The following is a 12,855-nucleotide window of genomic DNA, read 5'->3' on the forward strand; positions in this document are numbered from 1 at the left end:
CATGATCGAGAAATTCATGCGCGCCCCGTACCGCGAGGGTGCAAGGGGTCCTATTGCCTTCGATTGCTGGGGGCTGTGCATCGCGGTACGCCATGAACTGTTCGGCCTGCCGCTGCTGCCCAGCCTCGGCGCCGTGGGCAAGAACAGGCTCAGGGCCAACACCGAGGCCTATCACGACCTTCGCCAAGGAATGGAAGAGTGCGCGCCAGAGCCAGGGGCAATCGCCGCCGTGTTCCGAGGCTCGCTGTGCCTGCACGTCGGCGTGGTGGTGGAAAGCGAAGGCAGGCTGAAGGTGCTGGACACAAACCCCGGCGGTGCATGCCTCCGGACCACTGGCGAGTTCGAAGCCGCTCACCCGAGGGTGGTGTACTACCGATGATCGAATTTTATCCGAACAAGCTGAGCAACACGGCTCCGCTGGGCACCTGGAAGACCGACCGCCGGATGACTATCGAGGGTTGGCTGAAGTCGCTGGCCCCGTCCTACGAGCGCCGCGAGAGCCCGCCAATCAGCATTGTCCTCAATGATGAGGTGATCGAGCAGCGCTTGTGGCACAAGGTCCAATTCAAGCCATCAGACCTGTTACAGATCTACCGTGAGCCCAAGGGTACCGACCCATTCTCCATCACCTTTGCCCTGTTCAAGGGTGCCAAGGCGGTCCTGAAGTCGATCATGCCCAAGATGCCCGGTATGCCGTCCAGCGCTGGCACCCAGCAGGGCGACCCCCTGACCGAAGCCAGCGCCAAGGGCAACAAGGTAAAGCTTGGCGACCCGGTACGTCAGATCGCTGGACACCAACGGGTCTACCCATCCTACCTGGCCCAGCCTCGCCGGTTTCATGTTGCGCCGCGTGATCAGCGGGTGGAAATGCTGCTGTACATCGGTGAGGGTGAGTATCAGGTACCGACCACCAAGGTGAAGGTAGGGGAAACCCCGCTGATATCTTTGGGCGCCGACGCCGAGTTCACGATCTACCCGCCAGGCGCTGACCTGTCTGGTGATCCGGCCCATATCAACTGGTTCAACGTCCCGGAGGTAGGGGCAAGCTCCAGCGGTTCTGCCGGCCTGGAACTGACCGTGGCCACGGACCTCACCCGGTCCGCTACTGCTTCGGCCTACCAGTTCGTGGGTGACACCATCAGCGTGCCTGCTGGGTCCGGCCAGTTCCCCGCAGACTGGTCGAACGGTGTCATCGTCAGGGCGCTGGCCCCGTACACCTACACAGTGATCGACGGTGGCGCTGGGCGCGACATTGTCCGCGGGCCTCTGTGGATGCTGAATCCAGCACCTGGCATGCCGATCGAAGTGGCGGGGGCGAACGCTGGGCTGTACGTCGTGTACAGCTACACACCATACCGTCCAGCCATTCCACCCAGCCCAGGCACTGCATCGACTCTCACTGGGTCGGCAGCTCCAAGCCGGTATGACTTCAATGTCACGCCGCTGAGCTTCACCCTGGCGCGCGGCGGGTCCACCTACCCGGTAACGCTGAGCACGGCGATAGCCGACTTAGACGGCCTTGTTTATGAACTGAACAGCCAGCTCGGTGGAGCCCCCATCCAGGCTCAGCAGATCAGCGGACGACTGAGGTTTGTCGAGCTGACCCCATTTACAGGGCAGGCAATCACGGCTTCGGGCGCGGCCACTATCCTGGGTTCGTCTCCTGTCCGCGTGACGGGCACGCCGACCACCAGTGGAACGCCAGAGCAGCCTGCCGAAATGACCCTGAACTATGACGGGGGCGAGCCGGTGGTAGGGCTGGCACTTGGGCAGGGCCTGGCGACGATTGGCCCCCGCGGGTTGCGGTACCGGATCACGGCATTCAGCACCAGCTTGCTGGAGGTGGAGCGCCTGACATCCTCCGGCGCCGTGGATGCTGGTTGGCCGGGCTTCGACAACATGCAGACCGTGAACGGCCTGGTTACGCTGGATGCTTCAAACCTGCAGGGTGGTTACCGTGGGCCGTTCGCCTGCTGCCCTGAAAACGAGAAGGTAACCGAGCTCGAATGGACCATCACCTATGCCGGCGGTCTCCTCGGGATCGGTCGGGAAGGTCAGTTTTATGAGATTCCAACGTACTACGCGTTTGAATACCGAGACATGGATATCGCCGGCGCGTGGACGGTCATCGAGATCACCAATGTCGGGGGCAGTCGGGACGCGCAAGGATTCACTGAGCGTGTAGCGCTGCCCTATCCGATGCGAGCTGAGGCGAGGGTGCGCAAACTTGCCAAGGATAGGCCAGGCCGGATCAATGAAGAAGCCAATGACGACGCCACGTGGACTGACCTGCGCGGCCGCATGCAGAGCTCGCCAACCAGCTACCCCGGCCTGACCGTGATGACCTGCACCATCCGTGGCGGTGACCGGCTTTCAGCGCAGTCCGAGAGCCAGGTAAACGCCGAGGTTACCCGCATCCTGCCACTGCTGGATGGGGGTGCTGGGCCAGTGCGTGACATCGTGCCCTGGTGCATCTACCAGCTGAAGCAGCGCGGCTATACCGATGAAGACCTCGATCTTCCCGAATGGCAGGCCTTCCACGAAATCTGTGTAGCCCGCGGCGACACCTACGACGACACGCTCGACGCAACGATCACCGTGAAGGACATGGTGAACAATGCGCTGGCGTGCGGATTCGGTGAGTTGGTTACCTTCCGGGGCCTGCTGCGCCCAGTGCGGGACAGTGCTCGGGCAGCGTTCGATGTGACCTACGGCCCGAAGACCCAGACGTACTCGCCGCAGAACATGACCAAGATGTTGAAGATCAGCGGTGCGATGCCGTCGATCAACGACTTCGACGGTGTGGACGTGGAGTACTTCTCCCGCGAGACGTGGGCCTGGGAGACGGTTGAGTGCCGATGGCCAGGCGACCTCGGGATCAAGGTCGAGAAGGTCAAGATACCGGGGGTCAGCGAGAAGGCCAGGGCGTGGCGGTTCGGCATGCGTCGACGTGGCCACCAGAAGTTCCGCACCGACACCTACACCTGGGAAACCGAGATGGACGGCAGCAACAGCGGCTATCTGAGCTTCGCGGCCGTTGCTGATGACGCGCCAAAGCGGTGCCAGAGCGCGATTCTGCTGGCCTTCGAGGTCACTGGATCGGGAACGCTTTTGATCTCGTCGGAGCCACTGGACTTCAGCGCCGGTGGCGAGCACCGGATCGGCTTGCGTAAGTTGGACGGCACTCTGTCCGGGCCATGGACTGCCACGCAGGTGGACCAGTACACGGTGCTGGTGGATGCCCTCGACTTCACGCCCGAGGTCGACGGGCCGTTTGAGCCACCGCATATCCTGTTCGGCCCGGCCTCGCGGTGGGCGTACCCGGTGCTGATCACCAGTTCCGATCCCGCAAACGGCAATGTGGCGATGAAGGGAATGCCCTACGACGCCCGCGTTTACACCTACGACGACTTATTCCCGCCGGCCTGACCGGACCCTGACGAGCATGCCCGCCAAGTGCGGGCTTTTTTGTGCCCGGAGATCCCATGCGCTACAACACCAATAACCCGGCTCCCAGCAATGACCCGCGCGATCTAAACGACAACGCCATCGGATTTGATGAGGGCATGGTCAGTCTGGAAGAAACGTTTACAGATAGATTTGGGCGTCAGCGTTACACGTGGCAGGCCTACCACAACTTGGTTATCGATGCGAAAGCCCAGATTGATCCAACTGTCGAAGCTGCACAGGAGGCGGTCAATTCGACAGCGGCTGCTGCCATCTCCCAGATGGAGGAGACCGCCGCCAACCTTGGCGACGACCTCAATAACAAGCGCTACACGTCGTATGCGGCAATGAATGCGGATCCACAGACGCGAGACGCCGTCGTTGCGGTGGTCGATGGCGATCAGGATCCCAACCTGAATGGCTGGTATGCATGGAACAACACCACAAAGGTCTGGTTACGGTTCGTGAACCAGCCTGCAAATTCAGCAACGGTCGATGCACGGTTTTATCGAACCGAAAACCAACTCTCTGGCGCGAGTGAACTGGTATTGGACGGGGCTATTCTTCAAGCGCTTCCAAGCGACAACCCTAATGCAGTGATCCAGCTTATCGACGGCGCGCCTGTTGGTCGCATCGACACGCAGAGGCGAAAGCACTTTTTCGATCTTGAAATCAACAAGAAGTCTGAAGTGCTCGAAGGTGATGCTGGTCATGTTGATCGCAGCAACTTTCCTGCGTATGAGACACTGCCGGACTCAGTCAATGCCCTGACCTATCTGTGCAAAGATGGCACAGTCGCTTTCAGCATCGACACGCTAAGTAAGAAAATCACATCCTGCTTGGATATCGAGTCATCGCTGGAGGCGCGCCCGACTTGGGTATTTGTAGATTCTCCAGCAAGGATTGAAAGAAATACACAAGACCCAGTTTATAGGTTGGCGGATAGGAACTATCAGGCGACAGCGACAATTGCAAAGACAGGAACCTCTAGATTCTGGGCAGCATGGCGCGCCGAGAACAAAGAAATAGATACCAGCCAGGTTACCTCTGAGCCAGGAGAGGGGCCCGGAAACTTTGCAGTTCTTGCCTACTCAGACGATGACTGCCTTACCGTAAAAGAGTATGGGTACCTGACATATTCTCCAGAATTTCCTGGGAATCAAATTGTTGACCCGATGCTTTGGACCGACCCAGATGGAAGGCTATGGCTCTTCCACGGAGTGATCGGAAACAACCAACATTACGATGGCGTGGGCGGTGCCTGGGCAGTGATTTGCCAGAATCCAAATGCCGAATTCCCTGTGTGGGGTCAGCCCTTCCGGCTGTCCTACTTTGGGGATCCAAGGCGCCCTGTCGAAGTGAACGGCAAGTGGTACATCGCCCTGGACGGGTGGAGGTTCAATGCGCTTGAGCCACCTCTGTACATGGACCATGTAGGCCCGCACATCTACGAAATCGACTGGCGCGGACAGAAACTGAAGCATATTGCACAGTTGCCCCCGAACAACAACGGGCAGTACAGCGGATTCTTCGAAACCGAGTTTGTTCAGCGCTCGGATGGGAGCGTGCTGGCGCTGCTTCGCTGGGGCGTAGCCAATGAACCCTCGCAGGTGCAGTACTCGGTCAGCAAAGATCTGATGAAGACATGGACGCCTTGGCAGGACTATACCGCGGCCGTGCCAAGCTCATCTTCACGGATGTGGCTTGGGCGATCTTCTTCTGGGCGCGTTCTTCTGTGCTGGAACAACGACGGCGTAAGAAGAACGCTGACTGTCGGTCTTTCAGACGATGAAGGTCAGACATACGCCTACAAAAAGGTCGTTGAGCCTGACCCAAATATCCAAGTCTCTTATCCGATCGTAGCCTTCGGCGAAGCCGGCGCTATATATGTGATTTACGACAATGGTCGGGTGACCAATAAGCAAATCCGTATTTCGAAAGTCTTCGAGCAAGATATTGTTTCTGGAACAAGCGCACCGCGCGTCAGCGTCGTCAGCGATCCTGCAAATCCATAAGGAATTCAAACCATGGCAATGCGTGCTCAGGCATACGGTCATAAAGTGTCGTCGTTCTCAGTACAGTCCTACAAGATGGATCAGGCCATCAGGAGTTTTTCAGGCACCAAACCTAATACATACACTTCAGGTCCATCTGCTGGCAGTAATGCAGAGAAGTTCTATGGTGCGGTGAATATTCCTGGCGGGAAGGTGCTCCATATTCCTTACAGCAAAGGAAACGTTGGAATATCTGACCCTGTGGCAGGCACCTACACGGAAGCTGACGCAGTTCCTGTTGGTTCCGCTCGGTTTAGGGGTGGTTGCTATCATGCCGACACCGGCCTGGTGGTAATGGCGCCGCTGCTTTCTCCTAGCATCGGTCTCTACGATGTTCTGCGTAAGGAATTCAGGCTTGGGCCCGTGCTCGGCTCGGGAACAATCGGATATTTCGGGGCGGTCGTTTCAAGCATCACGAACAAAGTTATCTTGGTGCCTGGGACCAAGACAACCATCGGTATTTATGATCCGGTCACCAACGAATTTACTGAAGGGCCTGCGCACGGAGGAACGGGGAGCCCATATTTCTGCGGTGCTGAAGAGTTGCCAAACGGAAAGATCTTGCTTATCCCGTTCAGTTCGCAAGCGTTCAAGCTCTACGACCCTGTAACCAACACCGTTTCAAATGGGCCGACTGGCATAGTTTCATCTGCCTATCATGGATCGTCCAAGCTTCCTAGTGGTGACGTGGTTTGCACCCCTTACTCCGCAACCACCATCTCCATCTACCGCTGGCGTTCCAATACGCAATACACCATTCCAGCCCCGGCCGGTGGCGCGAAGTTTCGCGGATCCGCTCCTGTCGCAGATGGGCGCATCATTTTCCCCCCAAACAACTATGACAGAGTGGGCTGGTACGATCCTGCTACCAACTCATATGGGGAGTCCGACGCGCTTGGCCTTGGCACGATCTCGAAGTTCTCCGGGGCCGTCCAGGCTGCTAACGGGGTCGTATTGCTATCACCCTACGCAGCCGAGAACATAGGTCAATTCAAGGCCGTTTCAGCAGGCGCTTTGCCATTTGATGCGATGTTGAGCATTCAGTGGAACAAGAACTGATCTGTCAACTTATGCGGCCCGCCCAGCGCGGGCTTTTTTTCGCCTGGAGAAAAGCATGTCCACACCTCGCGGCATCCGTAACCGGAACCCCGGCAACATCGATTACAACCCGCGCAACGCCTGGCAGGGGCAGCTGGGCCTTGAGGTAGGCGTGGCCAAGCCGCGCTTCGCTCGCTTTGACCATCCTGAGAACGGCATTCGTGCCCTGGGCAAGCTGCTGCTCAACTATCGAGGCAAGGATGGGATGCCCGGCCTTGGCCGGCCTGGCATCGACACCCCGCTGGAGTTCATCAGCCGTTGGGCGCCCAGCACCGAGAACAACACCCTGGCGTACGCGCAGGCTATCGCCAAGCGCCTGGGTGTGGGCGTGCGCGACTCTATCGACATCTCCAAGCCGCAGGTGCTGCGCGAAGCCGTGGTCGGCATCATCGTCCACGAGAACGGCAGCAATCCGTACAAGGCCGAGGTAATCGACGAGGGTATCCGGCGGGCTCTGGCATGAAGGGCTGGGCCATATTGGCGGTTGCTGTGCTGCTGGGATCCCACTGGGCGGCCTACCAGCACGGCCGCTCGGTAGAGCGAGCGAACGCGGGGCAGGCATCAGCCCAACGAGACAGCGGTGACCGGCTAGCCGAGGTCATCGGCGAACGATCGGCGCGCCAGGAAGAACACCGGAGCGCAGACGCGCAGCAAGAGGCGAGGGTAAAAGCGCATGAAGAAAGAACGATTGCTGATGCTGGCGCTGCTGACGCCAATGCTGCTGGCCAGCGGCTGCGCGACGAAGCCAGCAAGCTCGCCGCCACCGTCAGTTGCCCCAGCACGGATACCGCCGCTGTCTCCAGAGGCCAGGCAGCCACCCGCGCCGCCATGGTGCTCTCCGACCTGCTCGACCGGTCTGTCGCTACGAATCGAGAGTTGGCGCAGGCTTATGACCGCGCCCGAATAGCTGGGAAGCAGTGCGAGCAAGAGTACGAGGCCTTGCTCGGCAGAAAATAGAGGAGGAGTAGTGCGGATTGCTCGTACCACTTTTTGTACCAAAAGAGGTTTTTTATGGGGGATTCAGGGGGATTTATAGCCCCTGAAAGCCTTTAAAACCCCCTTTTCCAATACTCCTGCTAATCCGCACATAAGTCCTTACCGGTTTTTCCGTTGGGGAAGTGATGCCCCGGATTAGGGCACCTTAAGGAACTGACCCATGTGCTTTATGAGAGTTTTAGAACAATCTGTTATATGCGGCTGCGGCCTGCGACGCTTTTCTGCTCAATCGCGACACCGGTTTTGCCTTGCCGGAACGGCCCGGTGTCGCGATTGGGCTGCACCGCAGCCCCCGGTTCCATCACTTGCCCCGTATCAGCCTGCGCAGGGCGAACCGGTTAGGATGGCAAGCCTGCGCCACGCCTTGAGGCACCGGCAGCGGCTCCCCGCACACCCACGCCGCGAGCAATTCCCCACTCAACGGCGCGGTGATCAACCCGCGCGAGCCATGCCCGCTGTTCACATACAGCCCGCCCAGCCAGGGGCAAGGGGCTTGCGGCACCTGTCGCGCATCACGCGCCAGTACCGCGTAGGTGTCGGCAAACGCCTGTGCATCGGCCAGCGGCCCGACAATCGGTAGGTAATCCGGGCTGGTGCAGCGGAATGCGGCCCGCCCTTGCAGGTGCTCAGGGTTCAGCGTTGCCACGCCCAGGCGTTGTGCCAGGTCGGTCGATATGTCGTCCAGCAACGCCAGGTTGCCCTGGTGTTCGGCCACCGTCGGCGCCAGGTTGTCACTGTTGAAATCAAAGCTCGCGCCCAAGGTATGTTCATCGCCACGCGGCGGTGCCACGTAGCCCTCGGCGCACACCACGGTGCGCAGTGCCCGGCTGCCGACGGTGGCCGGCAAGCGGGTGATCTGGCCGCGGATGCGCTTGAGCGGCAACCCGGCACAGGCGTCGAAGCGGCGGACCTCGGCGGCTGCGGCCAGAATCACCACCGGCGCGCTGGCCAGCAGGCGCTCGCCGGCCCAGGCTTGCCACTGGTCAGCCACTTTGCGCAGCTCGATGACTTCCTGGTGGGTCACCAGCCGGATACCAGGGTGCTGCAACTGCTGCTGGCACAGGGCAGGCGGGTGGACCCAGCCGCCTTCGGGGTAGAACAGCCCGCCAGCCGGCAGGGCGACGCCGGCGACGGCTTCGGCCTCGGTACGTTGCAGCGCGTGCAGCAGGTCGTGGTCGAACGCGCCAGCCAGTTTGCCCTGGCGCTCGGCTTCCTTGGCGTCGAACGCCAGTTGCAGCACGCCGCAGGCATCCCAGTCCTGGCCCCGTTGCAGGCGTTCGAGCTGGCGCCGGGTGTAGCCGAAGCCGGACAGGATCAGCTGCGACAACGCCGTGCCATGGGCGGACAGCTTGAGGTACAGCACCCCCTGCGGGTTGCCCGAGGCTTCCTGCGCGGCGGCGTCATGGCGTTCCAGCACGGTCACCTGCCAGCCACGCCGGGCCAGGCTGGCCGCGCTGGCGCTGCCGGCGAGCCCGGCGCCGATAACCAGTGCCTGGCGCGGGCCCGGCGTGGCGGGCGGGCGTGCATACCAGGGGGCGCCAGGGGCGGGCAGGGCGCCGACGTAGGCGCCGCTCATCACTTCCCACTTTTTGCCGATACCCGGAACCTTCTTCATGGCGAAGCCCGCTTCGACCAGGCTGCGGCGCACCCAGCCGGTGGTGGTGAAGGTGCCCAGCACTGTTCCGGCGTGGGACAGCCGCGCCAGCTGGGCGAACAGCTGCGGGGTCCACATGTCGGGGTTCTTGGCCGGGGCGAAGCCGTCGAGGAACCACACGTCGACCTGTGCATCGAGCTGCGGCAGCTGCTCCAGCACATCGCCGATCAGCAGGGTCAGGGTGACCCGGCCTTCGGCGAAGGTGAACTGCTGAAAGCCGGGGTGCACCGCCACATACTGGGCCAGCAGCGGCTCGGTGTAGGCGGCGAGCTCCGGCCACAGGCGTACGGCGCGGGCCATGTCGGCAGCGCCCAGGGGGTACTTTTCGACACTGACGAAATGCAGGCGTGCACCGCTGGGCGCATGCTGGTCGAACAATTGCCATGCGCAGAAGAAGTTCATGCCGGTGCCAAAGCCGGTCTCGCCGATCACCAGGCTGCTGTGTGCGGGCAGGTTGGCGAAGCGTTCGGCCAGGCGGGTCTGGCCGAGGAACACATGCTTGGTTTCTTCGATGCCTTCGTTGACCGCGAAATAGACGTCGTCGTACTGCCGCGAATGGGGGCGGCCCTGGTCGTCCCAGTCGATCTGGGCGTGCTGGAGAAGGGTGGGTTCAGGCATGGCTGGTTCGCTGGAGATGAGTGGCAAGTTGCAAGTGGCAAGTGGCAAGTGGCAAGTCGCAAGTCGCAAGTGGCTAGAAAAAGCAGATGGTGGCATGGCTTACGTTTTCTTGCAGCTTGCAGCTTGCAGCTTGCAGCTTGCAGCTTGCAGCTTGCAGCTTCGAATTCCGCTAGTCTTGGTTATCCATTGAAGGAGCCATTGCATGTTCGAATCCGCCGAAATCGGCCATAGCATCGACAAGGAGGCTTACGACGCCGAGGTGCCCGCGTTGCGCGAGGCCCTGCTCGAAGCCCAGTACGAACTCAAGCAGCAGGCGCGCTTCCCGGTGATCGTGCTGATCAACGGCGTTGAAGGCGCTGGCAAGGGTGAGACGGTAAAGCTGCTGAACGAGTGGATGGACCCGCGCATGATCGATGTGCTGACCTTCGACCAGCAGACCGACGAAGAGCTGGCCCGGCCGCCGGCATGGCGCTATTGGCGGGCCTTGCCGCCGAAGGGGCGGATGGGCGTGTTTTTTGGCAACTGGTACAGCCAGATGCTGCAGGGGCGGGTGCACGGGGTGCTCAAGGATGCCGTGCTCGACCAGGCCATCACCGGCGCCGAACGCCTGGAGCAAATGCTCTGCGACGAAGGTGCGCTGATCATCAAGTTCTGGTTCCACCTGTCCAAGAAGCAGATGAAGGCGCGCCTGAAATCGCTGAAGGACGACCCGTTGCACAGCTGGAAAATCAGCCCGCTGGACTGGCAGCAGTCGAAAACCTACGACCGCTTCGTACGCTTTGGCGAGCGCGTGCTGCGCCGTACCAGCCGCGATTATGCACCGTGGCACATCGTCGAGGGGGTCGACCCCAACTACCGTAGCCTGGCGGTCGGGCGCATCCTGCTGGAAAGCTTGCAGGCCGCGCTGGCCAACAACCCCAAGGGCAAGCACCAGGGGAACGTGGCCCCATTGGGGCGTAGCATCGATGACCGCAGCCTGCTGGGGGCGCTGGACTTGAGCGTGCGCCTGGACAAGGCCGATTACCAGGAACAACTGGTAACCGAGCAGGCCCGCCTCGCCGGGCTGCTGCGGGACAAGCGCATGCGCCGCCATGCCTTGGTGGCGGTGTTCGAAGGCAACGATGCTGCCGGCAAAGGCGGGGCCATCCGCCGGGTGGCCGCTGCGCTGGACCCCCGCCAGTACCGTATCGTGCCGATTGCCGCGCCCACCGAAGAAGAGCGCGCGCAGCCTTACCTGTGGCGCTTCTGGCGGCACATTCCGGCGCGGGGCAAGTTCACCATTTTTGACCGCTCCTGGTATGGGCGGGTGCTGGTGGAGCGGGTAGAGGGGTTCTGCACGCCGGCTGACTGGATGCGCGCCTACGGCGAGATCAATGATTTCGAGGAACAGTTGGTGAACGCCGGGGTGGTGTTGGTCAAGTTCTGGCTGGCCATCGACCAGCAGACCCAGCTGGAGCGCTTCGAAGAGCGCGAGCAGATCCCGTTCAAGCGCTACAAGATCACCGAGGATGACTGGCGCAACCGGGACAAATGGGATGACTACGCCCAGGCCGTGGGGGACATGGTCGACCGTACCAGCAGCGAGATTGCGCCATGGACATTGGTAGAGGCCAACGACAAGCGCTGGGCCCGGGTGAAGGTGCTGCGCACCATCAACGAGGCGCTTGAGGCGGCGTTTGCCAAGCACAAGAAGTAGATTGCCGGGTTTGGCCTCAAGCCATGCTGCAAAAGAATGACCTGATGAATTCTTTTCTCGGCACGTTCCCCCGCACCTCCCCAGCAAGCCCGTAGAATCAAGCAATCGCCACCACGGGCTTGATCGAGGACTTTATGCATACCACTTCCGGCCGCTGGGGCTATGGCCTGTTCCTGGCACTCTTGACGGCGCTGCTCTGGGGCATTCTGCCGATCAAGCTCAAGCAGGTACTGCAAGTGGTCGACCCGATCACCGTCACCTGGTACCGCTTGCTGGTCTCGGGCGGCCTGCTGTTTGCCTGGCTGGCGGCCCAGCGGCGGTTGCCCTCCATTCGTAAACTGCCAGCAAAGGGCAAGGGCCTGGTGGCCGTTGCTGTCTTCGGCTTGATGGGCAACTACGTGCTGTACCTGATCGGGCTCAACCTGCTTAGCCCGGGTACTGCACAGTTGGTGGTGCAGATTGGCCCGGTGTTGCTGCTGGTGGCCAGTGTGTTCGTATTCCGTGAGCGCTTCAGCCTGGGGCAGGGTGTAGGGCTGCTGGTGCTGCTGGCGGGGTTTGGCCTGTTCTTCAACCAGCGCCTGGACGAACTGCTGACCTCGCTGGGGGCCTACACCACGGGTGTGCTGACCATATTGCTGGCCACCAGCATCTGGGTGTTCTATGCCCTGAGCCAGAAGCAGTTGTTGACGGTGTGGCATTCGCAGCAGGTCATGATGGTGATCTACCTCAGTTGCGCCGCGCTGCTCACGCCCTGGGTGCACCCGCTGCAGGCGTTGCAACTGACCCCGGTGCAGGGCTGGCTGTTGCTGGCGTGCTGCCTGAATACCCTGGTGGCTTATGGCGCGTTCGCCGAAGCGCTGGCGCACTGGGAGGCATCACGGGTGAGTGCCACGCTGGCACTGACGCCGCTGGTGACTTTTGTTGCAGTGGCGTTGGCGGCGCTGGTATGGCCTGACTATGTGCACGCTGAAGACATCAATGCGCTGGGCTATGTGGGGGCGGTGACGGTGGTGTTCGGCTCGGCCCTGGTGGCGTTGGGGCCATCGCTGGTGGCCGGCTGGCGTGCCCGCAGGGCGCGGTTGGCCCATGTTCCTTGATCGCCTGTACTGGCCCCATCGCTGGCAAGCCAGCTCCCACGGGGATCGCATCAGGGCTGACAGGTGTTTGCCACAAGGTATGCAGCGCCTGTTAGAGCGAGCGCCGCCCGCGCGGCGCATCGCGAGCTGCGCTCGCTCCTACGTTTGTTTCGGGCCAATTATTCCTGTGGGATTTGCGCGCGAACGCCTTGGTGC

Annotated in this window: 10 protein-coding genes; 9 read left to right on the forward strand and 1 reads right to left on the reverse strand. The window is 61.2% G+C overall.

Annotated features, from left to right (window positions below; all coding sequences use genetic code 11):
- The first annotated feature begins 1 nt into the window (after nucleotide 1).
- From QME24_RS10695 to QME24_RS10720, 6 genes are read left to right on the forward strand one after another with little or no spacing between them, the layout of a single operon-like run.
- Nucleotides 2-379 carry a hypothetical protein gene (locus QME24_RS10695; protein WP_060479756.1) on the forward strand — a complete coding sequence of 126 codons (378 nt, stop codon included), beginning with the start codon at nucleotides 2-4 and terminating at the stop codon, nucleotides 377-379.
- On the forward strand, nucleotides 376-3,429 hold the full coding sequence (locus QME24_RS10700; RefSeq protein ID WP_232892925.1) for a host specificity factor TipJ family phage tail protein: 3,054 nt from the start codon (nucleotides 376-378) through the stop codon (nucleotides 3,427-3,429). The genes QME24_RS10695 and QME24_RS10700 overlap by 4 nt, the downstream gene beginning before the upstream one ends.
- A 56-nt stretch (nucleotides 3,430-3,485) precedes the next feature.
- Entirely contained in the window at nucleotides 3,486-5,462 is a 1,977-nt protein-coding gene (locus QME24_RS10705; RefSeq protein ID WP_281690840.1) for a sialidase family protein, read from the forward strand.
- A 12-nt stretch (nucleotides 5,463-5,474) separates the two neighbouring features.
- Nucleotides 5,475-6,560: a hypothetical protein gene (locus tag QME24_RS10710; protein ID WP_232892969.1), complete on the forward strand. Its 1,086-nt coding sequence runs from the start codon at nucleotides 5,475-5,477 to the stop codon at nucleotides 6,558-6,560.
- 55 nt (nucleotides 6,561-6,615) lie between these two features.
- On the forward strand, nucleotides 6,616-7,062 hold the full coding sequence (locus QME24_RS10715) for a structural protein P5 (protein ID WP_232892970.1): 447 nt from the start codon (nucleotides 6,616-6,618) through the stop codon (nucleotides 7,060-7,062).
- Nucleotides 7,059-7,556 carry a DUF2514 domain-containing protein gene (locus tag QME24_RS10720; protein ID WP_019752303.1) on the forward strand — a complete coding sequence of 166 codons (498 nt, stop codon included), beginning with the start codon at nucleotides 7,059-7,061 and terminating at the stop codon, nucleotides 7,554-7,556. The genes QME24_RS10715 and QME24_RS10720 overlap by 4 nt, the downstream gene beginning before the upstream one ends.
- Before the next feature lie 340 nt (nucleotides 7,557-7,896).
- Here QME24_RS10720 and mnmC read toward each other — a convergent pair whose 3' ends face one another.
- Nucleotides 7,897-9,867 carry a bifunctional tRNA (5-methylaminomethyl-2-thiouridine)(34)-methyltransferase MnmD/FAD-dependent 5-carboxymethylaminomethyl-2-thiouridine(34) oxidoreductase MnmC gene (gene mnmC, locus QME24_RS10725; RefSeq protein WP_281690841.1) on the reverse strand — a complete coding sequence of 657 codons (1,971 nt, stop codon included), beginning with the start codon at nucleotides 9,865-9,867 and terminating at the stop codon, nucleotides 7,897-7,899.
- On the opposite strand from mnmC, the gene QME24_RS10730 reads away from it, so the two are divergent.
- From QME24_RS10730 to QME24_RS10740, 3 genes are all read left to right on the forward strand, one after another.
- Nucleotides 9,866-10,057, forward strand: a complete 192-nt coding sequence (locus QME24_RS10730) for a hypothetical protein (RefSeq protein ID WP_281690842.1) — start codon at nucleotides 9,866-9,868, stop codon at nucleotides 10,055-10,057. The two genes, mnmC and QME24_RS10730, sit on opposite strands and share 2 nt — an antisense overlap.
- Nucleotides 10,058-10,069: 12 nt before the next feature.
- Nucleotides 10,070-11,563: a polyphosphate:AMP phosphotransferase gene (gene pap, locus QME24_RS10735; RefSeq protein ID WP_054881871.1), complete on the forward strand. Its 1,494-nt coding sequence runs from the start codon at nucleotides 10,070-10,072 to the stop codon at nucleotides 11,561-11,563.
- 134 nt (nucleotides 11,564-11,697) lie between these two features.
- On the forward strand, nucleotides 11,698-12,660 hold the full coding sequence (locus tag QME24_RS10740) for a DMT family transporter (protein ID WP_029888098.1): 963 nt from the start codon (nucleotides 11,698-11,700) through the stop codon (nucleotides 12,658-12,660).
- Nucleotides 12,661-12,855: the final 195 nt, after the last annotated feature.

Origin of the sequence: Pseudomonas sp. PARCl1, assembly GCF_947311875.1 — a bacterium.
GTDB classification, from domain to species: domain Bacteria; phylum Pseudomonadota; class Gammaproteobacteria; order Pseudomonadales; family Pseudomonadaceae; genus Aquipseudomonas; species Aquipseudomonas juntendi.

Excerpts from the sequence above, each read along its gene's own strand:
- QME24_RS10715 (WP_232892970.1), top strand. The coding sequence starts at position 6,616 with ATGTCCACACCTCGCGGCATCCGTAACCGGAACCCCGGCAACATCGAT.
- QME24_RS10730 (WP_281690842.1), top strand. The coding sequence starts at position 9,866 with ATGGCTGGTTCGCTGGAGATGAGTGGCAAGTTGCAAGTGGCAAGTGGC.
- mnmC (WP_281690841.1), bottom strand. The coding sequence starts at position 9,867 with ATGCCTGAACCCACCCTTCTCCAGCACGCCCAGATCGACTGGGACGAC.
- QME24_RS10700 (WP_232892925.1), top strand. The coding sequence starts at position 376 with ATGATCGAATTTTATCCGAACAAGCTGAGCAACACGGCTCCGCTGGGC.
- pap (WP_054881871.1), top strand. The coding sequence starts at position 10,070 with ATGTTCGAATCCGCCGAAATCGGCCATAGCATCGACAAGGAGGCTTAC.
- QME24_RS10720 (WP_019752303.1), top strand. The coding sequence starts at position 7,059 with ATGAAGGGCTGGGCCATATTGGCGGTTGCTGTGCTGCTGGGATCCCAC.
- QME24_RS10695 (WP_060479756.1), top strand. The coding sequence starts at position 2 with ATGATCGAGAAATTCATGCGCGCCCCGTACCGCGAGGGTGCAAGGGGT.
- QME24_RS10710 (WP_232892969.1), top strand. The coding sequence starts at position 5,475 with ATGGCAATGCGTGCTCAGGCATACGGTCATAAAGTGTCGTCGTTCTCA.
- QME24_RS10740 (WP_029888098.1), top strand. The coding sequence starts at position 11,698 with ATGCATACCACTTCCGGCCGCTGGGGCTATGGCCTGTTCCTGGCACTC.
- QME24_RS10705 (WP_281690840.1), top strand. The coding sequence starts at position 3,486 with ATGCGCTACAACACCAATAACCCGGCTCCCAGCAATGACCCGCGCGAT.